This is a genomic window from Methylosinus sp. LW3 (assembly GCF_000527115.1).
Taxonomy (GTDB): domain Bacteria; phylum Pseudomonadota; class Alphaproteobacteria; order Rhizobiales; family Beijerinckiaceae; genus Methylosinus.
In genome coordinates this window covers 3,278,894-3,304,520 of the sequence record NZ_AZUO01000001.1, presented here as the reverse complement: position 1 = coordinate 3,304,520, position 25,627 = coordinate 3,278,894, and the positions used below count along the sequence as shown (strand labels likewise).

The 25,627-nt window shown below is 65.2% G+C and carries 22 protein-coding genes; 13 read left to right on the top strand and 9 right to left on the bottom strand.

The window, feature by feature from the left end; all coding sequences use genetic code 11:
- The first annotated feature begins 55 nt into the window (after nt 1-55).
- Nucleotides 56-997: a ribose-phosphate pyrophosphokinase gene (locus METLW3_RS0116490; protein WP_083967402.1), complete on the top strand. Its 942-nt coding sequence runs from the start codon at nt 56-58 to the stop codon at nt 995-997.
- A 110-nt stretch (nt 998-1,107) separates the two neighbouring features.
- Complete coding sequence (locus METLW3_RS0116485; protein WP_024880956.1) at nt 1,108-2,616, top strand: acyl-CoA synthetase; 1,509 nt, start codon at nt 1,108-1,110, stop codon at nt 2,614-2,616.
- 33 nt (nt 2,617-2,649) lie between these two features.
- Here the strand turns inward: METLW3_RS0116485 and METLW3_RS0116480 are convergent, their stop codons facing one another.
- The 3 genes from METLW3_RS0116480 to hemN form a co-directional block, all read right to left on the bottom strand.
- Nucleotides 2,650-3,141, bottom strand: coding sequence for a polymer-forming cytoskeletal protein (locus METLW3_RS0116480; RefSeq protein ID WP_024880955.1), 492 nt, complete (start codon nt 3,139-3,141; stop codon nt 2,650-2,652).
- A gap of 43 nt (nt 3,142-3,184) precedes the next feature.
- Nucleotides 3,185-3,925 (bottom strand): ATP-binding protein, encoded by a 741-nt coding sequence (locus tag METLW3_RS0116475; RefSeq protein ID WP_024880954.1) that lies wholly within the window; start codon nt 3,923-3,925, stop codon nt 3,185-3,187.
- Between the two features lie 282 nt (nt 3,926-4,207).
- Nucleotides 4,208-5,554 carry an oxygen-independent coproporphyrinogen III oxidase gene (gene hemN, locus METLW3_RS0116470; RefSeq protein ID WP_024880953.1) on the bottom strand — a complete coding sequence of 449 codons (1,347 nt, stop codon included), beginning with the start codon at nt 5,552-5,554 and terminating at the stop codon, nt 4,208-4,210.
- 435 nt (nt 5,555-5,989) lie between these two features.
- On the opposite strand from hemN, the gene METLW3_RS0116465 reads away from it, so the two are divergent.
- Nucleotides 5,990-6,370: an AprI/Inh family metalloprotease inhibitor gene (locus METLW3_RS0116465; RefSeq protein WP_024880952.1), complete on the top strand. Its 381-nt coding sequence runs from the start codon at nt 5,990-5,992 to the stop codon at nt 6,368-6,370.
- 146 nt (nt 6,371-6,516) lie between these two features.
- Here METLW3_RS0116465 and METLW3_RS0116460 read toward each other — a convergent pair whose 3' ends face one another.
- The 3 genes from METLW3_RS0116460 to METLW3_RS0116450 form a co-directional block, all read right to left on the bottom strand.
- Nucleotides 6,517-6,909, bottom strand: coding sequence for a hypothetical protein (locus tag METLW3_RS0116460; RefSeq protein WP_024880951.1), 393 nt, complete (start codon nt 6,907-6,909; stop codon nt 6,517-6,519).
- Nucleotides 6,910-7,051: 142 nt separating this feature from the next.
- Nucleotides 7,052-7,783, bottom strand: coding sequence for an arginyltransferase (locus METLW3_RS0116455; protein ID WP_024880950.1), 732 nt, complete (start codon nt 7,781-7,783; stop codon nt 7,052-7,054).
- A 143-nt stretch (nt 7,784-7,926) separates the two neighbouring features.
- Nucleotides 7,927-8,388, bottom strand: a complete 462-nt coding sequence (locus METLW3_RS0116450) for an RDD family protein (protein WP_024880949.1) — start codon at nt 8,386-8,388, stop codon at nt 7,927-7,929.
- A 262-nt stretch (nt 8,389-8,650) separates the two neighbouring features.
- Here METLW3_RS0116450 and METLW3_RS0116445 point away from each other — a divergent pair, with 262 nt between their 5' ends.
- On the top strand, nt 8,651-8,911 hold the full coding sequence (locus tag METLW3_RS0116445) for a DUF2312 domain-containing protein (RefSeq protein ID WP_024880948.1): 261 nt from the start codon (nt 8,651-8,653) through the stop codon (nt 8,909-8,911).
- A gap of 103 nt (nt 8,912-9,014) precedes the next feature.
- A complete protein-coding gene (locus tag METLW3_RS0116440; protein WP_024880947.1) occupies nt 9,015-10,694 on the top strand; it encodes an outer membrane beta-barrel protein in 1,680 nt (559 codons plus the stop codon).
- Nucleotides 10,695-10,761: 67 nt separating this feature from the next.
- Here METLW3_RS0116440 and METLW3_RS0116435 read toward each other — a convergent pair whose 3' ends face one another.
- Nucleotides 10,762-12,033, bottom strand: a complete 1,272-nt coding sequence (locus METLW3_RS0116435; RefSeq protein WP_024880946.1) for an O-antigen ligase family protein — start codon at nt 12,031-12,033, stop codon at nt 10,762-10,764.
- A gap of 203 nt (nt 12,034-12,236) precedes the next feature.
- On the opposite strand from METLW3_RS0116435, the gene mgtA reads away from it, so the two are divergent.
- Nucleotides 12,237-14,846 (top strand): magnesium-translocating P-type ATPase, encoded by a 2,610-nt coding sequence (mgtA, locus tag METLW3_RS0116430; protein ID WP_245267390.1) that lies wholly within the window; start codon nt 12,237-12,239, stop codon nt 14,844-14,846.
- A 235-nt stretch (nt 14,847-15,081) separates the two neighbouring features.
- Nucleotides 15,082-16,626, top strand: coding sequence for an AAA family ATPase (locus METLW3_RS0116425; RefSeq protein WP_024880944.1), 1,545 nt, complete (start codon nt 15,082-15,084; stop codon nt 16,624-16,626).
- A gap of 3 nt (nt 16,627-16,629) precedes the next feature.
- Here the strand turns inward: METLW3_RS0116425 and METLW3_RS0116420 are convergent, their stop codons facing one another.
- Nucleotides 16,630-17,622, bottom strand: coding sequence for a zinc-dependent alcohol dehydrogenase family protein (locus METLW3_RS0116420; RefSeq protein ID WP_024880943.1), 993 nt, complete (start codon nt 17,620-17,622; stop codon nt 16,630-16,632).
- Nucleotides 17,619-18,083 carry a GNAT family N-acetyltransferase gene (locus METLW3_RS0116415; protein WP_024880942.1) on the bottom strand — a complete coding sequence of 155 codons (465 nt, stop codon included), beginning with the start codon at nt 18,081-18,083 and terminating at the stop codon, nt 17,619-17,621. The genes METLW3_RS0116420 and METLW3_RS0116415 overlap by 4 nt, the downstream gene beginning before the upstream one ends.
- Between METLW3_RS0116415 and METLW3_RS0116410 the strand changes: the two genes are divergently transcribed.
- From METLW3_RS0116410 to clpX, 6 genes are all read left to right on the top strand, one after another.
- Nucleotides 18,082-19,059, top strand: coding sequence for a polysaccharide deacetylase (locus METLW3_RS0116410; RefSeq protein ID WP_024880941.1), 978 nt, complete (start codon nt 18,082-18,084; stop codon nt 19,057-19,059). The two genes, METLW3_RS0116415 and METLW3_RS0116410, sit on opposite strands and share 2 nt — an antisense overlap.
- A 56-nt stretch (nt 19,060-19,115) precedes the next feature.
- Nucleotides 19,116-19,379, top strand: a complete 264-nt coding sequence (locus METLW3_RS0116405) for a type II toxin-antitoxin system ParD family antitoxin (RefSeq protein WP_024880940.1) — start codon at nt 19,116-19,118, stop codon at nt 19,377-19,379.
- Nucleotides 19,376-19,675: a type II toxin-antitoxin system RelE/ParE family toxin gene (locus METLW3_RS0116400; RefSeq protein ID WP_024880939.1), complete on the top strand. Its 300-nt coding sequence runs from the start codon at nt 19,376-19,378 to the stop codon at nt 19,673-19,675. The genes METLW3_RS0116405 and METLW3_RS0116400 overlap by 4 nt, the downstream gene beginning before the upstream one ends.
- Nucleotides 19,676-19,884: 209 nt before the next feature.
- Nucleotides 19,885-22,707, top strand: a complete 2,823-nt coding sequence (gene secA / locus METLW3_RS0116395; RefSeq protein WP_024880938.1) for a preprotein translocase subunit SecA — start codon at nt 19,885-19,887, stop codon at nt 22,705-22,707.
- A gap of 95 nt (nt 22,708-22,802) precedes the next feature.
- On the top strand, nt 22,803-24,023 hold the full coding sequence (locus METLW3_RS0116390; RefSeq protein WP_024880937.1) for a 6-phosphofructokinase: 1,221 nt from the start codon (nt 22,803-22,805) through the stop codon (nt 24,021-24,023).
- Nucleotides 24,024-24,345: 322 nt separating this feature from the next.
- Nucleotides 24,346-25,611 (top strand): ATP-dependent Clp protease ATP-binding subunit ClpX, encoded by a 1,266-nt coding sequence (clpX, locus tag METLW3_RS0116385; protein ID WP_018266556.1) that lies wholly within the window; start codon nt 24,346-24,348, stop codon nt 25,609-25,611.
- Nucleotides 25,612-25,627 lie beyond the last annotated feature (16 nt).

Below are 25,627 nucleotides of genomic sequence, written 5' to 3'. Positions count from 1 at the left end.
GGCCGCATCGCTGCTAAGAGGCCGCCGTGTCACTGGTGAGGGTCGAGGCGTTTCGATGGCGGCGATGAAAATTCTCGCAGGCAACTCTAATCGCGCGCTCGCCGAGACGATCGCAGCCTATGTCGGCGTGCCTTTGTGTCGGGCGCAGGTGCGGCGCTTCGCCGATATGGAGGTCTTCGTCGAGATTCAGGAGAATGTGCGCGGGCAGGACACTTTCGTCGTCCAGTCGACCTCCGCGCCTTCGAACGATCATCTGATGGAGCTGCTCATCATGATCGACGCGCTGCGCCGCGCGTCGGCGCGCCGCATCACCGCGGTCATTCCCTATTTCGGCTATGCGCGGCAAGACCGCAAAGGCACGTCGCGCACGCCGATCTCGGCCAAGCTCGTGGCTAATCTCATCACCCGCGCGGGCGCCGACCGCGTGCTGACCGTCGATCTCCACGCCGGGCAGATTCAGGGCTTCTTCGACATTCCGACCGACAATCTCTTCGCGGCGCCGGTCATGGTGGCGGATATCAAATCGCACGCCAAAGTGCCCAATGCGATGGTGGTCTCGCCGGATACGGGCGGCGTGGTGCGCGCCCGCGCGCTCGCCAAGCGCATCGACGCGCCGCTGGCCATCGTCGACAAGCGCCGCGAGCGCGCCGGCGAATCGGAGGTGATGAACATCATCGGCGACGTCTCCGGCCGCAATTGCATTCTCGTCGACGATATCGTCGATTCGGGCGGCACTCTGTGCAACGCCGCCGAGGCGCTGCTGGCGCAGGGCGCGACCTCGGTCTCCGCCTATATCACCCATGGCGTGCTGTCCGGCGCGGCGGCCGAGCGCGTCGCTGCCTCCAAGCTGAAAGAGCTGGTGCTGACCGACACGATCGCGGCGACGCCCGCCGTGCAGGGAGCGCGCAACATCCGCTTCATCCCGATCGGTCCTCTGATCGGCGAGGCCATCGCCCGCACGGCGCGCGAGGAGAGCGTGTCGAGCCTGTTCGATTGATGGCGCGCGCCGCAGGGCGCGATCAAAGCGAAAGCCCTCGCTGACGCGAGGGCCGTCTGTTCCCGCGAGTGGACGAGAGAGCGCGCGCCGCGTCGAGAGTTTGTGAGCACATGATCGAGCCTGTTCCCGCACGCTTCAATCTCGCCCGCTATTGCATCGCCGATCACGCGCGCGTTCATCCCGACAAGACAGCGATCGTCATCGTCGGCGACGAGAGCGAGACGAGCTGGACCTATGGCGTGCTCGATCGCGACGTGCGCGCGCTCGCCGCCGGCTTTCGCGATCTCGGCCTTTCGCCCGGCGCGCGGGTGATGATCCGCATGGGCAATGAGGCCGGCGCGGTCCTCTCCTATTTTGCCGCCATCGCCGCCGGCTATGTCGCGCTGCTCGCCTCCTCGCAGCTCACTTTCGAGGAGGCCTCCTTCCTGCTGGAAGATTGCGGCGCGACCGCGCTGGTGCTCGGCCGCGATTTCGAGGGCGAGGCGCATTTGCGCGCCGGCGTCTTCGTCTTGCGCGGCGAGGATCTCGCGCGGCTGACGAAAGACGCGCCGCTGGACGAATACGCCGACACGGCGGCCGACGATCCCGCCTATCTCGTCTACACGTCCGGCACGACGAGCCGGCCCAAGGGCGTGCTGCATGCGCATCGCGCCGCCTGGGCGCGGCGGCCCATGTATTCGCATTGGCAGGGCCTTTCTGCGGCCGATGTGATGCTGCATGCCGGCGCGATGAATTGGACCTACACGCTCGGCGTCGGCGTGGTCGATCCGCTGGCCAATGGCGCCGCGGCGGTGCTCTACAATGGCCGCCCCGATCCGCAAGTCTGGCCGCGGCTCATTGCGCGCCATCGCGCGACCATCTTCGCCGCCGTGCCTGGCGTCTATCGCCAGATTCTCAAATATGCGGCGCTGGAGACGCATGATCTCTCGAGCCTGCGGCATGGCCTCACCGCCGGCGCCGCTCTGTCGCCGAGCCTGCTAGAGGAATGGCGCGCGCGCGCCAAGACCGAGCTCTACGAGGCCTTCGGCATGAGCGAGATTTCGACCTTCATTTCCAGCGCGCCGAGCGTTCCGGTGCGGCCGGGCTCGCCGGGTCGCCCGCAGCCGGGGCGCTTCGTCGCCGCTCTGCCGCGCGAGGAGGGGACCGAGCCGCTCGGCCTCGGCGAGACCGGTGTGCTCGCCGTGCGCCGCGACGAGCCGGGCCTGATGTTGCGTTATTGGAACCGGCCGGACGAAGAAAGGGAAGCCTTTCGCGGCGACTGGTTCGTCTCCGGCGATCTCGTCGAGTTCGACGCCGATGGCTATATGTGGCACCATGGCCGCGCGGATGAGGTGATGAACGCACTCGGCTATCGCGTCTCGCCGGCGGAAGTGGAGAAATGCCTGCTGGCGCATCCGCTCGTCGCCGACGCCGCTGTCGCGGAGCGTCCGGGCCGCGACGATCAGACGATCATCAAAGCCTATGTGATTTTGCGCGATGGCGCGACGCTGGGCGAGGAGGATATCCTCGCCCATTGCGCGGATCATCTCGCGGCCTATAAGCGGCCGCGACAGATCGTTTTTCTGGAGGCGCTGCCGCGCAATCGCAATGGCAAGCTCTTGCGCGCAGCTCTGCCCTGAGCCTTTCAGTCCCGAGCCTGGCGGCTCTGAACGTCAGGCCTTGCGGCGATCGCGCAGCGCGCGGGACGAGATGCTGGTGACGGGCGCGGCTTCGGCGTCGGCGTCATTGGAGGCGACCAGCGCGGGCTTCTCGAAGCTCTTGAAGGAGGCCTTTTCTTCCTTCGCGTTCACGGGCTTGCGCTCGGAACGGATCTCGGTCGATTCCGCCGTGCCGAACAGCACGCCGCCCTTCTCGACCTCGATCTCGCCATAGATCCACTTGCCTTCGACGCGGCCGGTGGAGCGCACGATCAGCAGCTGCTTGATGGTGATATCCGTGCCGATGCGGCCATAGATGTCCGCGTCGGAGACGGAGATCGCGCCATTGACGACGCCCGACGGGCCGACGATCAGCTGGCTGCAAGAGATCTCGCCATCGACGGCGCCGTCGACGACGATCGTGTCCTGCGCTTTGACGGAACCCGTCAGCGTCACGCCTTCTCCGATATAGACGACATTCTTTTCTTCAGGTCGGAAGTCTTTCATCACGGTGGTCTCCTTTGTTGCGCCGTTTACCGGCTTCTTGGAATTAGATTTTCTCGGAAACGGGAGCGACATAGCTGCGCAGCCCCGCGGCCTCGAAATTGGTCCATGAACGTTCGAGCCATGTGCGCACATAGCCGCGCAGGACGAAGGAGCGCGGACGATTTTCGGCGTTGCGCGCAGGCTCGTCGAACACGAAAGAGGAAAATGGCAGCCCGGTAAGCTCCACCGCCTCATAGGCGAGCGGATCGAGACGCGGCACGATGATCTCGCGGCTCGTATCGCTCTCGCCGAGATAGCGTTCGGAGAAGTGGGCGTTCTCTTGAAAAAAGTTGGAGGCGTTGATGAAGTTCTTGACGATGCGATACTCGCATTTGGTCTTGAAGGGTTCGACCTCCTCGAGCTCGGAGAGCGAGGCGACCGAGGCGCCGATGAGATGCAGCACCATCACACGCGCCTCGCCGCGCGACGCGGCGTCGAGCAGGCCGACATCCTCCATGAAGCGCAGCGTGCGCGTGAGCTGCCCCGCCTTTATGTCGACGATGGTGACGGCGCTGTGCTCGGTGAGGCTCTCGACGAGACGCGCCTGATGGCGCACGTCGCGAATGTCGATGATCTGCGCGATATCGGGATAGAAGCGCTTCAGCGCGCCGGTCGGCGATTGCGTGTCGTAGACTCGCACCGCGCGGTTCGCCAGCTGCAGGAAATCGATCAGCAGCCGCGTCACCGTCGTCTTGCCGACTCCGCCCTTGTCGGCTCCGACCAGAACGAGCGGCGATGCGAGCATTATGCTGATTCCTCGGAATGATAAACGCTACGCGTCTTGTGCGGACTCGTGACGGCACGCGACGCTGTGAGACGAAAGCTGTGAGAATCGCCTAGGCGATAGTACTTATTTCATATTGAGACAATTCGAGGTTACGGTCGCTTTGTCAATGCCGGCCCAGGGCCGAACGAAATTGAGCCGGGGATAAGAAACATATCCGAAATAACACACGCGATGGCGACGAGTCGATGCGTCGCATGCATCGCGTGGAGGCATTTTTTGGTTGGTCGATCGGTGCGCGCCCTACACAGCGACAGAGTGCCGCGCGACCTTCGCTTCGAGATAGGCGTCGAAGGCGGCGGCGGCGAGACGCGCGAAAGGACGACCGCGCGGCGCGATGGTGAGGCGGCGACCATCGAGCGCGACGAGGCCTTCGTCGATTAGCGTCGAAAGGCGCGGCACTGCGTCGTCGAAAGCGTCCTCGCGAAAATCATGCGCCGCGGCGACCGCGCCGAAATCCACTGAGAAATCACACATCAGTCGTTCGATCACGGCGCCGCGCGCTTTGTCTTCCGCGGTGAAGGCGAGACCGCGCGAGATGGGCAGGCGCTCCGCCTCGACGGAGCGGCGCCAATTGCCGGTGTCGCCGATATTGCCCACATAGCCCTGCGGCAGCCGGCCGATGGAGGACACGCCGAGGCCGATGAGCGCATCGGCCGCGTCGGTCGTGTAGCCTTGGAAATTGCGGTGCAATCGGCCTTCGCGCGCGGCCTGCGCCATCGTGTCCTGCGGCCGCGCGAAATGATCGAGGCCGATGGTCTCGAAGCCTTCGGCCTCCAGCGTCGCGCGCACCGCCTCCGCCTGCGCGAGGCGCTCGTTGGCGCCGGCGAGCGCGGCCTGATCGATCAGCTTTTGATGCACGGCGAACCAAGGCACATGCGCATAGCCGAAAACGGCGAGGCGGCTCGGCGAGAGGCCCACGGCGAGCTTGGCGGTGCGGATCACATCGTCGACGCTCTGCTCCGGCAGGCCGTACATCAGATCGAAATTGATCGCCTCGAGGCCGGCGGCGCGCAGCAGCGCGACGCAGCGCTCCACCACCTCATAGGGCTGCTCGCGGCCGGCGGCTTTCTGCACATGGCTGTTGAAATCCTGCACGCCGAGCGAGACGCGATTGACGCCCGACGCGACCAGCGCGTCGGCGAGCGCGGCGTCCACGAGACGTGGATCGAGCTCGATCGCATGCTCGACGTCGCGGGCGATGTCGAACTGCTCGCCGAGCACATGCGCCACCTCGCGAAAGCGCGAGGGACCGAGCATGCTCGGCGTGCCGCCGCCCCAATGGATCGAGCGCACATGGCGCGCCGGCGTCGAGGCCGCGACCAGCTCGATCTCGCGCAGCAGCGTCTCCTTATAGGAGGTGAGCGGCGCGTCCTGACGCAGCGCCTTGGTATGGCAGCCGCAATAGGTGCAGATCGCCGGGCAGAAGGGCACATGCAGATAGAGCGACAGATTGGTCGAAGGCGAGAGTTCGGCGAGCCAGCGCGCAGCCTGATCCGGCCCGATGTCCGCCGAGAAATGCGGGGCGGTGGGATAGCTCGTGTAACGCGGCGCCGAACGTTCGGCGAGAGCGAGAGAGGCGCTGGTCATCTTGCCGGCTCCAGTGTGGAGGAAGGCCGCGAACCCCGGCCTTTTGCTCGAGATTAGTCCTTTGGGGCGCGAGGCGCAAAAGCGCAAGACCGTCGGGCGGCGGAGCGGCCCGATTGTCGCGCCGCGACGGCCGGGTCAATGGCCGAGATAGAGCAATTCGTTAACGCGCCTTTTGCAAATATCGGATGTGGCGGAGCTTTAGGGACTGCGCATGAAAATCCTCGACAGATCGACCGCTGGCGCTTCGGCGCGCTCCGCCTCGCGACCGGCGCGCGGGCTGCGGCGCGGAGCAGAGGCGGAAGAAAGTGGGGAGGCGTTTTAATAAAACGCGCTGGTTCCGACGACGCCGTGCGTTTTTTTTGCCTCGAGGCTTGGTCGAGAGGCGTGCGCAGGGCAATATTCTTCCTCGATTCTCAATGCTCCTTGGAGCCTTCAATGTCGCTTTTTTATCGTTCTGCGAAGCTTCTCGCCTTCGTCGGCCTGACGTTCGTCGCCATAGAGGCCGCGCCCGCCCTAGCGGCGCCGCCCAGCGTCGCCGGCCGCTATGCGATCCTTCGCGCCGGCGACAAGGACACGGGCTGCATGCTGACGCTCGACGATCGCGCCCATGGGCCGGGCGGCTTCCGCGCCCAGCTGGCGCCGGCCTGCCGCGACCAAGGCGTGGTCATCTTCGATCCGGTGGGCTGGTCCATGGAGCGCGGCCGCCTCGCGCTCACCGCCCGCAAGGGCCATAAGGCGCATTTCGACCTCGAGGCTGATGGGCTCTGGCGACGCGACGCCAAGGAAGGCAAGGCGCTGTCGCTGCGCCGGCTCTGACGAAAAAAAGGCCCCCCGGAGGGGAGTCCGGGAGGCCTATACTCGCCGTCGCGCGAGAGGGGGCGGGGAGGCGGCGGCGGGCATCGGCGCCCCTGGCTGACCGGGCGCCGAATTCTGTTAATTCGCCGAATCTCTATTCGATCGCGTCAGTTGCAGACTTGCACGCGGCGATAGGCGACGACATTGCCCCAGTCGTCGAGGACGGGCTGATTGGCCGGATAGCAGCCGCCATAGCCATAGCCGCTGTAGCCGTAATAGGGCTGCGAGGCGGCGCCCGCGATCGCGCCGACCGCCAGAGCGCCGAGCACGCCGGCTGCGACCGGAGCGCCCCAGCCGTAGCCGCGATGGCCGCCGCGCCAGCCATAGCCGGCGTATCCGGGACGGCCCCAGCCGCCGCCATGGCCCCAGCCTCCGCCGTGGCCCCAACCGCCGTGATGGCCCCAGCCGTCGGCGAGAGCCGGAGTGGCGGCGCCGATGGTCGTCGCAGCAACGACGCCGGCGACCGCGAGTGCGGCGATTTTTGTGATCCTCGCGCCCATGGACGCTCTCCTTCGCTTCATTCGGCCGCGCCGAGCGCCGGCCGGAAATTCCTGATGACGAAGCAAAGGTTAATGCGGCGAAGCTGAACGGCGTATGGCCGCTTCGTTCATCTGGCCTTCAGGAAAGCGTCGAGAAAACGAATCAGTCGACGCGCTTCCAGCCGTCCATGCCCAGCCGCTCCTGCGGCAGGAAGCGGGCCTTATAGGCCATTTTGCGGGAACCATCGACCCAATAGCCGAGATAGAGATGCGGCAGCGCGGCGCGGCGCACCCGCTCCACATGGTCGAGAATCATGAAGGCGCCGAGCGAGCGCTCGTCCATCGAAGGATCGTAGAAGGAATAGACCATCGACAGGCCGTCGGCGAGATAATCGGTGAGGCAGCAGGCGACCAGCCGGCCCGGTCCGCCATTCTCGGCCGGCATGCGATATTCGATCAGCCGCGTCTCGACGTGGCTGTCCTCGACCATCATCTGATAGTCGACCATGCTCATATCGGCCATGCCGCCGTCATTGTGCCGCGCGCCCACATAGGCGCGGAACAGCGCATATTGCTCGCTCGCCGCATGGGGGCGGCGGGCCTCGGCGAAGAGATCCGCGTTGCGCCGCGCCACCCGGCGCAAACCTTTGGATTGCTGGAACTCTTCGACCTTCACGCGCACCGAGACACAGGATCGGCAGGTCTCGCAGGCCGGCCGATAGGCGATGGTCTGCGAGCGGCGGAAGCCCGATTGCGTCAAAGTGTCGTTGAGCGCCGGCGCGCGCCGGCCGATCAAATGGGTAAACACCTTGCGCTCGTCGCGCCCCGGGAGATAGGGGCACGGCGCCGGCGAGGTGAGATAGAATTGCGGCGCGTCGCGGGGCTCTCTCGTCACGCTGTCTGGTCCTGTCGCCGAATTCGATATACCGCACGCTCCGACGCCTTCCAGCGCGGACAGACCGCGATATTAGAATCGACGCCCGCGGCGCGCCAAGAATTTTTGCCCGCGGCGCGCCAAGAATTTTTCGCGTCCCGGCCTCAATCCGCCCGCCGCAAGACGATGACATCGGCCAGAATGTCGTGCAGGCAACGCTTGTCCGAGGTGATGAAGGTGACGAGCAGCAGCGGCGGGAACAGCCAGCTCACATAAAAGAGCACGCCCTGGACGGCCGCGTTGAGGAAGGGCGCCGGAGCGCCATCGGCGAGCCGCACCTCGAGGTCCATGGCGCGCATTCCCGGCGTCGCCCGCCGCCAGCCGGAGACGGTGAGGCCGTTGTAGAAGAAGGCGACCACCGGAAACAGCGGCGGCAGCAGAAAGGCCGAGAGGCCGAAGCTCAGCACCAGCAATCCGAGCCACAGACCCGCCGACAGCAGCGCCACGACAAAAAAATCGAGGCAGAGGGCGAGAATGCGGCGCGTGCGCACGCCGGCGAGCGCCTCCCGCGGCGGCAGGCCCGGCGAGACCGGATAGAGGCGGCCGTCGCCGCCGGCGTCGTACATTTGCGTATCCTCTCCCCTTCTGCGGGTTTTGCGGGCTTGATGTCGGGGACGAGGGGGCGGGCGTCAAGCTCGGACGGGAGGAAAGCGGGGATTATTTCCGAGCGCGCTTGACGGCGAGGTCTGCGGCTTGGCATGCCTCGCCTTCGTCCTGGACATGGACGCCTGGATTGGACGCCGCGCGGCTCCCCCCCCCAGAGCGCCGAAGTTCCCCCGAGCCCTTTAGGAGAAGATCATGGCCAGCAACAGGGTCGCCGCCCGAGAGATGGAGGCCAGCGCCGGGATCGATCCGACCGGCGAAGTGAATGGGGGGCATTTGCGCTCCTTCATCGAGCGCATAGAGCGGCTCGAGGAGGAGAAGCGCGCCATCTCCGACGATATCAAGGACGTCTATGGCGAGGCCAAAAGCACCGGCTTCGATCCCAAAATCATGCGCAAGATCGTCTCGCTGCGCCGCCAGGACAAGCATAAGCGGGCGGAAGAGGAAGAGATTCTCGAGCTCTATATGGCCGCGCTGGGCGATTGAGCCCTCAGTCTCGAGCTTCGCTGGTAAGCCTCCGTTAACCATAACTCCTTAACGCTCGTTTCCATCGCGCCCGCTTCGACCGGGCGTCCGCGCGAGGGAACGAGTGGCTTCCGCCAAGTTTCAGAGCCGCGCCGCGGCAACGACGCTGATCGCCCTGTCGCTGGCTGCGCCGGCGGCGGTGGCCCCGTCGCGTCCGGCCGCCGGCCAGACGCTCTCGCCCTCCTCGCTCGATATCACCCCGCTGCGCGATCTGCCGACGGTCCCCTCCATTCCGGGGCTGGGCGCCGCGCCGCCCTCGGTCTCCCAGCCGATGACGCAGGAGCGCCGGGCCGCGCCGGAACTCTCCTCCGGCGCGCCGAATTACGGATTGCCGCGCGTGCGCGCCCGCTTGCCCAAGCCCAATCCGCCGCCCGCGCCCTTGAAGCCGCCGCCGCTCTCCCCGGCGCATCCGCTGCCGCCGCTCGAGGCCTATAAGACCTCGGTCCAGGCCAAGGCCAAGATCAAGCGCCAGGCCAAGCTGCGCATGCGCGGCTTCCGCGGCGCGTTGGATTTGCCGGCCGAGCGGCCGCCGCCGCCCAATGTCGCGCTTCCGGCGCAAATTCCGGCGAAGCCGAAGCCGCGCATCGACGCCAATCCCTATGCGCCGCTCGGCCTCGGCGTCGGCTCGCTGCGCCTCTACCCCTATGCCGAGCCGACCTATGGCTATGACACCAACCCGAATCGCCTGACCTCCGGCTACCAGGGCTCGAAATTTTTCCGCGTCGACGCCGGCCTGCGCTTGCGCTCGGAATGGAGCCGCGACGAGATTCAGGGGAATCTGCGGCTCGGCTATGTGGATTATTTCAGCGTCGACAACGCCGATCGGCCCGATGGCGTCGGCGATGCCTTCTATCGGTGGGACGTCGCGCGCGACACCAAGGTGAAATTCGAGGGCAAGTTCACGCTCGATTCGCAGCGCCCGGGCGCGCCGGGCCTCGTCACCAGCCTGCCCAATGTCACGGTCGTCAATCGGCCGCTCATCGTCTCGCTGGGCACGGCGGCCGGCGTGACGCAGAGCTTCGGCCGGCTGGATGTGACGATGCGCGGAACCTTCGACCGCTGGATATTCCAGAACGCCTATTACAATGACGGCTCGACGCTCAATCTGATGAGCACGAGCTATAATGATCCGGGCATCAATCCGCGCATCTCCTATGAGCTCACCCCGTCGATGAAGCCCTATGTCGAGGCGACGCTCGACAAGCGCGTCCATGACAGCTGGCTCGACCCTTATGGCTATGCGCGCGACAGCACCGGCGTCTCCGGCCGCGCCGGCAGCACGTTCAAGATCACCGATCTCGTCACCGGCGAGGCCTCGGGCGGCTATGCGCAGCGCGACTATGCCGATCCGCGCCTGCCGCGCTTGCGCGGGCCGATCATCGACGCCGCCATCATCTATACGGCGACGCCGCTCACCACGATCACGCTGCGCGCCGGAACGACGCTCTCCGAGACGACGCTGCAAGGCGCGGCGGGCGTGCTCTCGCGCAATGTCACATTCGATGTGACGCATGCGATGTTCCGCAATTTCACCATCACCGCCACCGGCAGCTATCAGACCAATAATTATCAGGGCGCGGATACGTTCGAGCAGGTCGGCACGGCGGGCGTGAAGCTCGAATATAAGCTCACCCGCTCCATCTCGATCAAAGGCAGCTATTTCTGGCAGCGCCTCGTCAGCTCGACGGCGAACTCCAATTTCACCGCCAATGTCATCATGGGCGGTCTTCGCTTCGAGCCGTAGAGCGCTTTCCGATCGAACGGAAGCGTTCGATCGATCAGAATTCGCTCCCAATAGAGAAATGAGAGCGTTATCCGATCCGATTGGATCGGATAACGCTCTCGCGGCGCTCTTGCTCGGCCCATTTCACGCGGCCGACCTCGAGGCCCCAGACGGCGCCGAGATAGATGAAGAAATAGCGCCAATGGTCGATGTCGATCTGCAGCGCCTGCAGAAAGAACACGAACATCGCCGACCAGATGAGCTGCCCGTGCCGCAGATAGGGCGAGCGCGTCAGCGACAGGCGGAAGCCGACGAAGGTCGTCGTCAGCACGAGGCCGAGAAAGGCGAAGCCGCCGAGCCAGCCATTGGAGGCGAAGGCGTTGATGTAGCTGTTATGTGGCTCCAGCCCGAAGATGAGGCGAAAGCGCAGCGGACCCATGCCGTTGGGCCGTTCCACCAGCATGGGCAGCGAGCGCTTCTGATTGCCGAAGCGGCCCGTGGGGCCTTCGTCATAGTCCTGTGTCGCCGAGGCGCGTTTGAAGAAGAACTCGCGCACCGAGGGCTCGGTGAGCGCCGCGCCGACGCCCACCACGACCACGCCGACGACGGCGAGCGCCATGAAGCCGATGCGCATCCGCATCTTGCGCGAATCGGCCGTCACCACCGACATGATCGTCATCAGTGCGATGGACACCACCGCCGCGCCCCAGGAGCCGCGCGAGAAGGAGGTGAACAGCGCCGCGCCCGAGAGCGCAAGGCCGGCGAGCGTCACCGGCCAATAGGCCCAGCGGCCGAGCAGCAGGCGCTGCACGAAATAGAGCACGCCCGGCACCATATAGGAGCCCAGAACATTGGGATCCTTGAAGGGCGCCATGGCGCGGCCGTCGAGCGTCATCGTCAACGGATTGCCGAACAGGCCGGCCCAGGAGCCGACAGCGATGACGGCCGCGAGCATGCAGCTCGCCGCATAGCCGCTCATGCAGAGATCGAAGCGCTTCGACGTGTTCTCCGAGAAGAACAGCATATAGAAGACGCCGGTCGTCGAGATGAACAGCGTATGCGTCATGAACTCGACGGGATCGGGCTCGTTCCAATAGGGAATGAGCGAGATGTAGCCGCCGAGCGCCCATAGCACGAGCAGGGCGACGCCCGGCAGAACGGCGCGATGAACGCGCACGCCGCCCAGCACCCAGACGATGAGCGTCAGCAGAATGAGCCCGTCATAGGGCGAGGGCTCGATGAACACCACCGAGCCGGAAAAGGCGGTGATCCAGAACAGCGCGTTGAGCAGCCGCGGATAGTTCAGAGTCCAGCGAGGCTGTGGCGCGGCCGCCGCGGCCTCGGTCATCGCTTGTCCCATATCGGAACGATCCAGGATGTCGCGCGCCTTGGGGCGCGACGCGCGCGAGGTGAGGACGGCGCCTTGTGAATTTGCTAGCCTCGTCATGGTTAAGAAAGCGTGACCTGAACTTGATAGCGAAGCGACATCATGCGCCCTTGCCGGCCCGCGATGAAACAGCTTCGCTTCTTCCGCTCCCCGCCCGAATCGGGAATTTGCAAGAGATGAACCAGCGATTTTCGGCGACGCGCCTCCTGCATGAGAAGCAGCTCGACGGCGCGCTGCTACGCGCCGCGGAGGCCGAGGGCGAGGCGGTTCTCGTTTCCCTGCACAGCTCGCGCGCGGGGTTGAACGTGCGCGAGGCGGCGCATCGGCTGCGGCGCGTCGGGCTCAACCGCATCGCGCATGAGCGGCGCCCGAGCGTGATGCGCGAGATCGCCGGCCGCGCGAAGAATCCGCTCAACGCGCTGCTTCTCGCTCTCGCCGTCGCTTCCTACGCGCTCGGCGATTTGCGCGCTTCGGTCGTCATCGCGGCGATGGTCGTGCTGAGCGTCGGTCTCGCCTTTTCTCAGGAGCATCGCTCCAACGAGGCCGCCGCGCGCTTGCAGGCGATGGTGCGCACGCACGCCTCCGTGCGCCGGCCGGGCGCGCATACGGCGGATAATTTCGTCGAGGAGCCGATCGAACGGCTCGCGCCCGGCGACATCGTGCGCCTCTCCGCCGGCGACATGATCCCCGCCGATCTGCGCCTGCTGGAGGCCAAGGACCTTTTCGTCAATCAATCGGCGCTGACCGGCGAATCCATGCCGGTAGAAAAATTCGCGCATGCCGCGCCGGCGAGCGATCCTTTCGCCGCGCAAAATCTCGCGCTGATGGGCGCGAATGTGGTCAGCGGCTATGCGACGGCAATCGTCATCGAGACGGGACGGCGCACATGCCTCGGCGCGCTCGCCGACAAAATGGCCGGCGCGCGCGTCGAGACGAGCTTCGACAAGGGGCTAACGCGCTTCACGCTGCTGATGGTCTGCTTCATGGCGGTGATGGCGCCGGCGGTGTTCGTCATCAATGGCGTCACCAAGGGCGACTGGCTGGAGGCGCTGCTCTTCGCCGTCTCCGTCGCCGTGGGCCTCACGCCGGAAATGCTGCCGATGATCGTGACGGTCAATCTCGCCAAAGGCGCGATCGCCATAGCGAGCAAGAAAGTGATCGTGAAGCGGCTCAACTCCATCCAGAATTTCGGCGCGATGGATGTGCTCTGCACCGACAAGACCGGCACGCTGACGCAGGACCGCATCATATTGAAGCGCCATCTCGACATATTCGGCGAGGAGTCGGAGCGCGTTCTCGAATTCGCCTTTCTCAACAGCCATTTTCAATCGGGCTTGAAGAATCTGCTCGATCGCGCCGTGCTCGACCATCACGAATTGGCGACCGCGCTGCGACCTGATCATGAATTCGAGAAGATCGACGAAATTCCCTTCGACTTCGAGCGGCGCCGCCTGTCCGTCGTCGTGCGCCGCGACGACGGCCCGCATTTGCTCATTTGCAAAGGCGCTGTGGAGGAGCTTTTCGCCATTTCGGCGCGCTATGAGACGGCGAAAGATTGCGGCGCGCTCGATCCTTCGCATCTCGAGGCGGCGCAGCGCGAGACCGAGGAGCTGAATGCGGATGGTTTCCGCGTCGTCGCCGTCGCCTATAAGGAGCTGCCGCCGGAGCAGACGAGCTTTTCCGTCGCCGACGAGACCGCGTTGACGCTGCTCGGCTATATCGCTTTTCTCGATCCGCCCAAGGAGAGCGCGGCGCCGGCCATAGCGGCGCTCGCCAAAGCCGGCGTCGCGGTGAAGATCTTGACCGGCGATAATGACATTGTGACGCGCAAGATCTGCAAGGATGTGGGGCTCGAGGTCGGACGCATCGCGCTCGGGTCCGAGATAGAGTCGATGAGTGATGAAGACTTGTCGACGCTGGCGGCGGAGGCAAGCGTTTTCGCCAAGCTGTCGCCGCCGCAAAAGGCGCGGGTCATTGATGCGTTGCATCGCAAGGGCCATGTCGTCGGCTATCTCGGCGACGGCATCAATGACGGGCCGGCGCTGAAGGCGGCCGATGTCGGCATTTCCGTCGACACGGCGGTCGACGTCGCCAAGGAGACGGCCGATATCATTTTGCTCGAGAAGAGCCTCGCCGTGCTCGGCGATGGCGTGCTCGAGGGCCGCAAAGTGTTCGCTAACATCAACAAATATATCAAGATGGGCGCGAGCTCGAACTTCGGCAATATGTTCAGCGTGCTCGGCGCGAGCGTGTTCCTGCCCTTTTTGCCGATGACGCCGATTCAGGTGCTCACCAATAATCTGCTCTATGATTTTTCGCAGACGGCGATCCCGACCGATAATGTCGACGCCGAATATCTCGAGCGGCCGCGCCGCTGGGACATAGACAATATCGCCAAATTCGTGCTCTGCGTCGGGCCGATCAGCTCGATCTTCGATTATGCGACTTTCGCGCTGATGATCTACGGCTTCGGCGCCTTGGCCGATCCGGCGCTGTTCCAGAGCGGCTGGTTCGTCGAATCGCTGCTGACGCAGACGCTCATCATCCACATCATCCGCACAGCGCGGATTCCCTTCATCGAGAGCCGCGCGAGCAATGCGCTGCTGCTGACGACGCTCGTCGTCTGCCTCATCGGCGCGGCGCTTCCCTTTTCGCCGATCGCCGGCGTCTTCGGCTTCACGCCGCTGCCGCCGCTCTATTGGCCGGCGATTTTCTCATTCCTGATCTGCTATTCGGTGCTGGCGCATTTGGTGAAGAGCTGGTTCGTGAAGAAATGGGGAATGTGATGAGCGCGAAGTCATTTGCGAAATCTCGGTGCGCGACTCCTTCTCCCGCTCGCGGGAGAAGGCGGCCCGACGTAGTCGGGTCGGATGAGGGCTCGCTGCGAATGACAGCGAAAATGACGAGTAATCCGAATGCGGTCGTGAGCCCTCATCCGACCCTCGCTGACGCGAGGGCCACCTTCTCCCACAAGTGGGAGAAGGGGCGCGCGTTCTGCGAGATTTCGGGAGCCCTCGGATCATGACATTCGGCGCGCAGGAAGAGACCGTCCGCTTTCTCATGGCGCAGGGCGAGGACGCGCGGACGATCGTAACGCACATCTCGATCGTCGTGCTGACGAAGGAGCGCGTCTATAAGCTCAAGCGCGACGTCGTCTTCCCCTATCTCGATTTTCATACGCCGCAGATTCGCTCGGCGATGTGCGAGCGCGAATACGCGCTCAACCGCCGCACGGCGCCGCAGCTCTATCTCGCCGTGCGCCGCATCACGCGCGGGGGCGATGGCGCGCTGTGTTTCGACGGCGATGGCGCGCTCATCGACGCCGTCGTCGAGATGCGGCGCTTCGAGGAAGAAAATCTCCTCGATAATCTCGCCGTCGCCAGCCGTCTCTCTGCGCCGCTCGTCGAGCGTCTCGCCGCGCGCATAGCGCAATTTCACGATGGCGCGGAAGTGATCGAAGGGCGCGGCGGCGCTTTGGTCATGGCCTCGCTGCTCGATCTCGGCGATGCGAGCTCGCTCGCCAAATCGCCCGTTGTCTCGGCGCAGGAGCGCCGTGCGCTCGCCGATGAGCTGCGCGCTGTGGCGCAGACGCATGGCGCGCTGCTCGATCGTCGGCGCGACGCCGGCAAGGTGCGGCGTTGCCATGGCGATCTCACCCTGCGCAACATCTGCCTCGTCGACGGCGAGCCGACGCCATTCGATTGCATCGAATTCTCCGACGATCTTGCGACGATCGATGTTCTCTACGACCTCGCTTTTCTGCTGATGGATCTGCGCCGGCGGGGACTGGATGCGCTCGCCGCTTTCGCGCTCAATCGCTATCTGGATAATTGCGACGAGGTGGAGGGGCTACCGCTGCTGCCCTTTTTCATGGCTCTGCGCGCTGCGATCCGCGCCGATGTCGCCGCCGCGCGCGCGCTCGACGCCGACGCAGATCATGCTGCCCTGAACGAGGAGACGCGCGATTATTTCGATCTCTCGCGCGCGCTTCTGCGGCCCGCGACGCCGCGCATCGTCGCGATCGGCGGGCTCAGCGGCTCCGGCAAGTCCAGCGTCGCGGCGGCTTTGGCTCCGCTCGTCGGCGCCGCGCCCGGCGCGCGAACGCTCAACAGCGATCGATTGCGCAAAAAGCTGTTCGGCGTTGCGCCTACATCGCCGCTGCCGCAGGAGGCCTATACGGCGGCCGTTTCCGCGCGGGTCTATGAGGCGATGCAGAATGAGGCGTCGCGCGTCGCCTCTTTCGGCTGGTGCGTCATCGTCGACGCCGTTTATGCGCGCGAGAGCGAGCGCGATGCGCTGGAGGAGGCGGCGAAGCGCGTGGGCGTTCCTTTCGCGGGCTTTTGGCTCGAGGCGGATGGGCCGCTTCGCGTGTCCCGCGTCGGCGCGCGGCAGGGCGATGTGTCGGATGCGACGCAGGAGATAGCGGCGCGGCAGCGCAATTATGATCTCGGCGAGATGCGATGGACGCGAGTCGATGCTACGCACGAGGTGGGTGTGATCGCGCAGGAGATCGCCGCGCGACAGCCCTCTCTGCAGCCCTCTCCCGCTTTGCAGGAGAAGGAGTAGGCCTCACGGAATCAGCACCGCCGCGCCTTGCAGACGCCCCTCGCGCAAATCCGCGAGCGCTTCATTGGCCGCAGTCAGCGGATAGCGCACGACATGCGTGTCGATTCCAATCTGCGGCGCGAGCGCCAGAAATTCGCGCGCGTCCTCGCGCGTGAGATTGGCGACGGAGACCAGCCGGCGCTCCTCCCACAGCAGCGAATAGGGAAAAGCGGGAATGTCGCTCATGTGAATGCCGCCGCAGACGACGATTCCGCCTTTGCGCACCGCTGCGAGCGCGCGCGGAACCAGCGCGCCGACGGGCGCGAAGATGATCGCGGCGTCGAGCTTTTCCGGCGGCGTGTCGTCGGAGCCGCCGGCCCAGACGGCGCCGAGCGAGAGCGCGAAATCGCGCGCCGCCACATCGCCGGGGCGCACGAAGGCGAAGATGCGCCGCCCCTGCGCGATCGCGACTTGCGCGACGATATGCGCCGCGGCGCCGAAGCCGTAAATGCCGATATCGCGCGCGTCGCCGGTCATCTTCAGCGAGCGCCAGCCGATGAGCCCGGCGCAGAGCAGCGGCGCCAGAGCCGCCGCATCGCCATCGGACGGCATCGGGAAGCAATAGGAAGCGTCGGCGACCGTATGCGTGGCGTAGCCGCCGTCGCGCGTGTAGCCGGTGAAGAGCGGATCGTCGCAGAGATTCTCGCGGCCGCTGGAGCAATAGGGGCAGCAGCCGCAAGTGCGGCCGAGCCAGGGGACGCCGACTCGCTCTCCAACAGCGAAGCCCGTGACGCCGGCGCCGATCGCCGCCACGCGGCCGACGATCTCATGGCCAGGAACGATCGGCAGTTTCGGATGCTCGAGCTCGCCGTCGACGACATGGAGATCGGTGCGGCAGACGCCGCAGGCCTCGACCTCGAGCAGCAATTCGCCGGGGCCGGGGCGGGGCAGGGGGCGGCGCTCGGCTTCCAGCGGCGTTCCCGGCCGCCGCAGGACCATGGCGGTTGTTTCCGTCATGCGCCGGCGATCCTCTTGGAGAAGAACATGCGGCTATGGCCGGGCGGAAAATCGGCGATCTCGCCGAAGCGGGTGAAGCCGAAGCGCTCATAGAGCGCCGCCGCGCGCGGATCGAAACTGTCGATATAGAGGCCGAGGCAGGCGCGCGCACGGGCTTCCGCCTCCGCGCGGCGCAGCAGGGCGGTCCCGAGACCTATGCCGCGACGCTCCGGCGCGACCCATAAGTGCCTTATATAGAGCCAGCGCCAGTGCGAGACGCCGTTGAGCCCGCCGATCAGCGCGCCCTTCTCGTCATGGGCGATGATGGAGAAGGGCGCCTCGTCGCGGGGGCGGAAGCTCGCGGCGATCTCGCCGCCGAGCGCCGCCGCGACGGCCGGGCTCTCGCGGGCGAGATCGTGGAAGACGACGGAAAGCGTCTCCGCGGCGGCCGAATTGTTTTGGAGAGGAGTTTTGTCGGTCATGGGCCATCCCCCGCGAAGGAACGCGGCGCTTTTATTCTGGGCGCTCGCCGCTCTCGCCGCAATCGCGCCGCGCGCCGAGGCGCGGGAGACGGCGCGCCGTCTCGCGGATTATCGGCCTGTCTTTCTCGAATGCCATGGGCCGGCGGGCGAGAAGCGCCTCGCCATTCGCCGCATGCGGCTCGACGGCGAGGCGGTCGCGCTGACGGTCGATCCGGCGACGCTGGAGACGAGTCTCGAGGCGGAGAGCGTTTGGCGCTGCCGGGAGACGACCGAGGCGGAGCAGAAGGACACGCGCTTTTTGCGCGCCTTGCGGCCGCGGACGGGCGATCCCGACGAGCCGCGCCTCGCCGCCGCCGGCCGCAGCCTGTCGATCAGCGCGGGGCTCGGCCATGGGGCGGGGGCGGGCTCTTTTCTGACCGGCGATCTCTGCCCGAGCCAGCGACCGCTCGACCGCGACTTTCTGCGCCGCCTGGCCGAGCTCGCCCCCGGCGCGCCGGTCGCGCTCTCCGTGTCGGGGCTCTGGATCGAGCGCCATGGGGCGGATTTCGACTGGCTGATGGATGAGGCGGCGAGCGGAACGCTGCGGATCGACTGGGTCGGCCATTCCTACAGCCACCCTTATGTTCCCCGCCTCGCGGATGGGCAGAATTATCTGCTGCGGCCGGGCGTCGATCTCGACGCGGAGATTTTCCGGGTGGAGCGGCTGCTGATCGAGCGCGGCGCGACGCCCTCGGCGTTTTTCCGCTTCCCCGGCCTCGTCGCCGACGCGCGGCTGATGGAGGAGCTGCGCCGCCGCCATCTGATCGCGCTCGGCGCGGACGCCTGGCTGGTGCTGTCGCCGCCGCCGCGGGACGGCTCCATCGTGCTGGTGCATCCCAATGGCAATGAGCCGGCCGGGCTGCGGCTGTTCTCGAGACTGTTGGAGCAGGGCCGGCTGCCGCAGCCGTTCCGGCGGATCGAGGAGGCGCCGGAGTGAGCGCGTTTTGCAAAGCCTCTCACGCTTTGTCATAATCGTCGGCAAGGAGACATGCGATGCCTAGCAACCTTTCGCTCGAGCGGGACCTGGAGAGCGCGATCGACCTTCTGGTGTCGAGCGGCCGCTATCGCTCCAAGAGCGAGGTGATCCGCGAAGGAGTCCGGCTGCTCCAAGAGCGCGAAGACCGAATGGCGAAGCTGGACGCCGCGTTGCAGCGCGGCCTCGCCGACGCTCGAGCCGGTCGCACGCGTCCCGCCGACGAGGTGTTCGCCGAGCTTCGCTCGCGCTATGGCGGCCGAGCGGGTCCTCGCCAGGAATGAAGCTCGTCTTCTCGGCCGAGGCGCGCGCCGATCTTCTCCAGATCGGCGATTTTATCGCGCATGACAGCCCTGCGCGGGCGTTCACCTTCGTCGAAGAGCTCGAAGCGCGCTGCCGCGCATTGCCGGCGACGCCTCTGGCCTATCCTCTGCTCGCAGGTCGAGAAGCGAGCGGCATTCGCCGACTGGTCCACGGCAATTATTTGATTTTCTATCAAGTCTTGGACGAGGCGGTGGTTGTCCTGCATGTCCTCTGGGGCGCCAGGGACTATGAGCCGCTGCTGGTTCCAAAGCGCTGATCTCGCCCTCTCGGGTAAGCTTCCCCTTACATTGACAAGGGTTCGGCCGCCTCTTATCTCTCGCCCGTCGTCGCGCCGCAACCGTGAGCGCGAGCGCGCGGCCGCGCCCGCCGACCTTTCGAAAAGAAATTGGCAAATCGAAAGGAACATGTGCGAAAAGGCGGCCTCCGCCGGCTCATCGCCGGAGGCTCATCTAGAAAGGTTTGCGCATGCTCGGCGCTCTCGCCAAGAAGATTTTCGGCTCGGCCAACGACCGCCGGCTCAAGACCTATCAGCCGAAGGTCAAGGCGATCAACGCTTTGGAACCCGAGCTCGCTGCTTTGTCCGATGAGGCGCTGCGCGGGCGCACCGAGGCGTTCCGCGAACAGCTCGCGAACGGCGCGCGACTCGACGATCTGCTCGTTCCGGCCTTCGCCACCGTCCGCGAGGCGGCCAAGCGCGTGCTCGGCCAGAGGCATTTCGACGTCCAGCTGATCGGCGGCATGGTCCTGCACGAGGGCGCCATCGCCGAGATGCGCACCGGCGAGGGCAAGACGCTGGTGGCGACGCTCGCGGTTTATCTCAACGCGCTGCCCAGCCGCGGCGTCCATGTCGTCACCGTCAACGACTATCTCGCCCGCCGCGACGCCGAATGGATGGGCCGGGTCTATCGCTTCCTCGGCCTCAGCGTCGGCGTCATCGTCCATGATATTTCCGACGAGGACCGCGCCGAAGCCTACGCCAGCGACATCACCTACGGCACCAATAACGAGTTCGGCTTCGACTATCTGCGCGACAATATGAAATATGAGCTGGCGCAAATGGTGCAGCGCCCGCATGTCTACGCCATCGTCGACGAGGTGGATTCGATCCTCATCGACGAGGCGCGCACGCCGCTCATCATCTCTGGCCATTCGGACGACAAATCCGATCTCTACAACGCCATAGACAAGCTGATCCCCAAGCTCGACAAGGAAGATTACGAGCTCGACGAGAAGCAGCGCACCGTCAATCTGACGGAGGCCGGCAATGAGCATATGGAGGAGCTGCTGGCCGAGGCCGGCGTGCTCGCCGACGGCGCGCTCTACGAGGCGCAGAACGTCACGCTCGTTCACCATGTCAATCAAGGCTTGCGCGCGCACAAGCTGTTTCAGCGCGACAAGGATTACATCGTCCGCAAGGGCGAGGTCGTCATCATCGACGAGTTCACCGGCCGCATGATGCCGGGCCGGCGCTATTCGGAAGGGCTGCATCAGGCGCTCGAGGCCAAGGAGCGGCAGGCGGTCCAGCCCGAGAACGTCACGCTCGCCTCCATCACCTTCCAGAATTATTTCCGCCTCTATGAGAAGCTCGCCGGCATGACCGGCACGGCCTCGACGGAGGCCGACGAGTTCGCCGAGATCTACAAGCTCGACGTCATCGAGATTCCGACCAATCGCCCGGTGCAGCGTATCGACGAGGACGACGAGGTCTATCGCACCGGCCGCGAGAAGCTCGACGCCATCGCGCACGAGATCGAGGAGGCGAACGCCAAGATGCAGCCGCTGCTCGTCGGCACGACGTCGATCGAGAAGTCCGAGCAGCTCGCCGAATTCCTGCTCTCCAAGGGCTATAAGCAGATCGACTTCTCCGAGCCGACCAAGGCGCTCGCCAAGCTCTATGAGGCGGCGCGCAGCGGCCAGCCGTCGCGGCAATTCGCCGTGCTCAACGCGCGCTTCCACGAGCAGGAGGCCTATATCGTCGCCGAGGCCGGCGTGCCGGGCGCGATCACCATCGCCACCAACATGGCCGGCCGCGGCACCGACATTCAGCTCGGCGGCAACATCGAAATGCGCGTCTCGCAGGAATGCGCCGGGCTCGAGGGCGCCGCGCTCGAGGCGAAGGAGACGGAAATTCGCGCCGAGGTCTCCGATTTCAAGGAGAAGGCGCTGGCCGCCGGCGGCCTCTACATCATCGGCACGGAGCGCCACGAGAGCCGCCGCATCGACAATCAGCTGCGCGGCCGCTCGGGCCGTCAGGGCGATCCCGGCCGCTCGAAATTCTTCCTGTCGCTGCAAGACGATCTCATGCGCATCTTCGGCTCCGAGCGCATGGAGTCGATGCTGGTGAAGCTCGGCCTGCAGGAGGGCGAGGCGATCGTCCATCCCTGGATCAACAAGGCGCTGGAGAAGGCGCAGCACAAGGTCGAGGCGCGCAACTTCGACATTCGCAAGAACATCCTCAAGTTCGACAATGTCATGAACGACCAGCGCAAGGTGATCTTCGAGCGCCGGCGCGAGATCATGGCGGAGGAGAGCGTCGAGGAGACGGTGAACGAGATGCGCGAGGATGTCGTCGCCGAGCTCGTCACGAAGCACATTCCGCCGAATGCCTATGCCGAGGCCTGGGACGTCGAAGGGCTCGCCGAGGCGGCGCGCGCGCAGCTCAATCTCGATCTGCCGATCGAGGATTGGGCGAAGGAAGAAGGCATCGCCGACGAGGAGATCAAGGAGCGCCTGCTCACCGCGGCGAACCGGTCCTATGCCGAGCGCGTCGAGCGCAACACCGAGCAGCTCTCGCGCATGATCGAGAAGCAGGTGGTGCTGCAGGCGCTCGATCATCTGTGGCGCGATCATCTCGTCGTGCTCGATCATCTCCGTCAGGTGATCGGCTGGCGCGGCCTGGCGCAGCGCGATCCGCTCAACGAATATAAGTCCGAGGCGCTCGAGCTGTTCCGTAGCCTGATGACGCATTGGGACGAGACCGTCGTCTCGCAGCTGATGCGCGTCGAGGTTTCATTCGAGGCGCCGCCGACCCCGGCCGAATTGCCGCCGATGGAATATGTGCATCCTGACCCGAACGCGGCCGGCGGCGGAGAGAGCGCGCTCGCCGAGCTCAACGCCCGCCTTGCCGCCGCCGATTTTTCGTCGCAGGCGACGAGCGGCGGCGTGGCGGAGGCCGAGGCCGCGCGCGATCCCGCGAACCCCGCGACCTGGGGCAAGGTCGGCCGCAACGAGCCCTGCCCCTGCGGCTCGGGCAAGAAGTTCAAGCACTGCCACGGCGCATTGGTGTGAGAAACGCAATGAGCAGCGGGTGGTGAGCGGCGTAACTCACGCTCGCTCGCCGCTGCTCGTCACTCACGACTGACTACTCTCTCGGAGCATTCCTCGTGTCGAAGATCGATTTCTCCAAGGTCCTCATCGCGCAAGGCGGCGGACCGACCGCCGTCATCAATCAGTCTCTCGTCGGCGCCGTGCTGGAGTCGCGCAAGTTCCGCGCGGTGGATCGCGTCTATGGCGCCTATCACGGCGTGCGCGGCATCGTGAATGAGGATTTCGTCGATCTGACGCAAGAGACGACGCATAATCTCGAGATGGTCGCCTGCACGCCTTCCTCGGCGCTGGGCTCGACGCGCGACAAGCCCGATCTCAAATATTGCCACGAGATCTTCGAGGTGCTGCGCGCGCATGAGATCGGCTGCTTCTTCTATATTGGCGGAAACGACAGCTCCGACACGGTGCGCATCGTTTCCGAGGAAGCCATCAAGGCCGATTATCCGCTGCGCGTCGTGCATATTCCGAAGACGATCGACAATGATCTGATGATCAACGATCATACGCCGGGCTTTCCCTCCGCGGCGCGCTGGGTCGCACAGGCCTTCGCCGGCGCCAATCTCGACAATTGGGCGCTGCCCGGCGTCTATATCGCCGTGGTCATGGGCCGCCATGCCGGCTTTCTGACCGCCGCCTCCGCGCTCGGCAAGAAATTCCCGGACGACGGACCGCATCTCATCTATGTGCCCGAGCGCGCCTTCGACACGGAGCGTTTTCTCGCCGACGTCAAAGCGACGATGGACAAATATGGGCGCTGCGTCGTGGCCGTCTCGGAGGGAATCTCCGACGAGAACCATACGCCGATCGCGGTCAAGCTCGCCGAGCAGGTGGAGAAGGACGCGCATGGCAATGTGCATCTGGGCGGCGGCGCTCTCGCCGATATGCTGACCGAGCTCGTCAAGACGAAGCTCGGCTTGAAGCGCGTGCGCGCCGACACTTTCGGCTATGTGCAGCGCAGCTTCGTCGGCTGCGTCTCCGATGTGGATCAGCGCGAGGCGCGCGAGGTCGGCGAGAAGGCGGTGCAGTTCGCGCTATGGGGCGATCGCGACGGCTCCGTGACGATTCACCGCACGGGATTCTACTCTGTGGATTATCGGCTCACGCCGCTCGTGGAGGTCGCCGGCAAGACCAAGGTGATGCCGGCCGAATTTCTGACAGCGGATGGCACGGATGTCACTGACGCCTTCCGGCTTTATCTGCGTCCTCTGCTCGGCTCGGGAATGCCGGACGCGTATAGGCTCCGCTTGAATCCTGTCGCCAAAAAACTGAGAACGTAACGTCTCGAGACTGTCGCACATTCGGCGACGCCCTGGGTCAAGAGCTTGATTTCCAGGGAATTTACTATTTAGAAGGGGGAGGCGCCGAGAAAAGGCGCAGGCCCTCTTCCCAAGGCGCGATTCTTGCTTGATTTATATGCGGGCGTCGTGGTTGCATTGCGGGCCGGGACTTATAGACTGGCATCCGCGGTAGACGCCGGAGGCTGGGGGACGGGGGAGAGCGGCGGGCGAAGCCTGTTTGCACCTTTTGTTAGGCCCTCGCTGATATCGAGTGAGGTTGGTTCGATTCGCCACAGCGGGCCGATCGGTCAGGAGACGAGACATGAGCAAGGTCGGCAGCAGCGATTCGAAGAACACGCTCTACTGCTCATTTTGTGGCAAGAGCCAGCATGAGGTGCGCAAGCTCATCGCCGGTCCGACGGTTTTCATCTGCGACGAATGCGTCGAGCTCTGCATGGACATCATCCGCGAGGAGAACAAGTCCATCGTCAAGCAGCGCGACGGCATTCCGACGCCGCGTGAAATCTGCAAGGTCCTCGACGATTATGTGATCGGCCAGGCGCAGGCCAAGCGCGTGCTGTCTGTCGCCGTGCATAATCACTACAAGCGCCTCAACCATGCCGCCAAGCATGGCGACGTCGAGCTGGCGAAATCCAACATTCTGCTCATCGGCCCGACGGGCGTCGGCAAGACGATGCTGGCGCAGACGCTGGCGCGCATCCTCGATGTGCCCTTCACCATGGCCGACGCAACGACGCTCACCGAAGCGGGCTATGTCGGCGAGGATGTCGAGAACATCATCCTCAAGCTGCTGCAGGCCTCCGACTATAATGTCGAGCGCGCGCAGCGCGGCATCGTCTATGTCGACGAGATCGACAAGATCTCGCGCAAATCCGACAACCCGTCGATCACGCGCGATGTGTCGGGCGAGGGCGTGCAGCAGGCGCTGCTGAAGATCATGGAAGGCACCATCGCCTCCGTGCCGCCGCAGGGCGGGCGCAAGCATCCGCAGCAGGAGTTTCTGCAGGTCGACACGACCAACATCCTCTTCATCTGCGGCGGCGCCTTCGCCGGCCTCGAGAAGATCATCTCCTCGCGCGGTCGGGGCACCTCCATCGGCTTCGGCGCCAATGTGCAGGCGCCGGACGAGCGCCGCACGGGCGACATCTTCCGCCATGTGCAGCCGGAGGATCTGCTGAAGTTCGGATTGATTCCGGAATTCGTCGGCCGTCTGCCGGTGATCGCGACGCTCGAGGATCTCGACGAGGAGGCGCTGAAGCGCATCCTCACCGAGCCGAAGAATGCGCTGGTCAAGCAGTATCAACGGCTGTTCGAGATGGAGAGCACCGAGCTCACCTTCCAGGACGAGGCGCTGTCTTCCGTCGCCCGCAAGGCGATCGAGCGTCACACTGGCGCGCGCGGCCTTCGCTCCATCATGGAAGGCATTCTGCTCGACACCATGTTCGAGCTGCCGGGCCTCGAGGGCGTCGAGCAGGTCGTCATCGGCCCCGAGGTGGTCGAGGGCAAGGCGCGTCCGCTCTACATTTATGCAGAGCGCAACGAGAAGAGCGGCGGCGCGAGCGCCTGACGCTTTTTTGGGCGGG

Excerpts from the sequence above, each read along its gene's own strand:
- METLW3_RS0116490 (WP_083967402.1), top strand. The coding sequence starts at position 56 with ATGGCGGCGATGAAAATTCTCGCAGGCAACTCTAATCGCGCGCTCGCC.
- METLW3_RS0116485 (WP_024880956.1), top strand. The coding sequence starts at position 1,108 with ATGATCGAGCCTGTTCCCGCACGCTTCAATCTCGCCCGCTATTGCATC.
- METLW3_RS0116480 (WP_024880955.1), bottom strand. The coding sequence starts at position 3,141 with ATGAAAGACTTCCGACCTGAAGAAAAGAATGTCGTCTATATCGGAGAA.
- METLW3_RS0116475 (WP_024880954.1), bottom strand. The coding sequence starts at position 3,925 with ATGCTCGCATCGCCGCTCGTTCTGGTCGGAGCCGACAAGGGCGGAGTC.
- hemN (WP_024880953.1), bottom strand. The coding sequence starts at position 5,554 with ATGACCAGCGCCTCTCTCGCTCTCGCCGAACGTTCGGCGCCGCGTTAC.
- METLW3_RS0116465 (WP_024880952.1), top strand. The coding sequence starts at position 5,990 with ATGTCGCTTTTTTATCGTTCTGCGAAGCTTCTCGCCTTCGTCGGCCTG.
- METLW3_RS0116460 (WP_024880951.1), bottom strand. The coding sequence starts at position 6,909 with ATGGGCGCGAGGATCACAAAAATCGCCGCACTCGCGGTCGCCGGCGTC.
- METLW3_RS0116450 (WP_024880949.1), bottom strand. The coding sequence starts at position 8,388 with ATGTACGACGCCGGCGGCGACGGCCGCCTCTATCCGGTCTCGCCGGGC.
- METLW3_RS0116445 (WP_024880948.1), top strand. The coding sequence starts at position 8,651 with ATGGAGGCCAGCGCCGGGATCGATCCGACCGGCGAAGTGAATGGGGGG.
- METLW3_RS0116435 (WP_024880946.1), bottom strand. The coding sequence starts at position 12,033 with ATGGGACAAGCGATGACCGAGGCCGCGGCGGCCGCGCCACAGCCTCGC.
- mgtA (WP_245267390.1), top strand. The coding sequence starts at position 12,237 with ATGAACCAGCGATTTTCGGCGACGCGCCTCCTGCATGAGAAGCAGCTC.
- METLW3_RS0116425 (WP_024880944.1), top strand. The coding sequence starts at position 15,082 with ATGACATTCGGCGCGCAGGAAGAGACCGTCCGCTTTCTCATGGCGCAG.
- METLW3_RS0116420 (WP_024880943.1), bottom strand. The coding sequence starts at position 17,622 with ATGACGGAAACAACCGCCATGGTCCTGCGGCGGCCGGGAACGCCGCTG.
- METLW3_RS0116410 (WP_024880941.1), top strand. The coding sequence starts at position 18,082 with ATGGGCCATCCCCCGCGAAGGAACGCGGCGCTTTTATTCTGGGCGCTC.
- METLW3_RS0116415 (WP_024880942.1), bottom strand. The coding sequence starts at position 18,083 with ATGACCGACAAAACTCCTCTCCAAAACAATTCGGCCGCCGCGGAGACG.
- METLW3_RS0116405 (WP_024880940.1), top strand. The coding sequence starts at position 19,116 with ATGCCTAGCAACCTTTCGCTCGAGCGGGACCTGGAGAGCGCGATCGAC.
- METLW3_RS0116400 (WP_024880939.1), top strand. The coding sequence starts at position 19,376 with ATGAAGCTCGTCTTCTCGGCCGAGGCGCGCGCCGATCTTCTCCAGATC.
- secA (WP_024880938.1), top strand. The coding sequence starts at position 19,885 with ATGCTCGGCGCTCTCGCCAAGAAGATTTTCGGCTCGGCCAACGACCGC.
- clpX (WP_018266556.1), top strand. The coding sequence starts at position 24,346 with ATGAGCAAGGTCGGCAGCAGCGATTCGAAGAACACGCTCTACTGCTCA.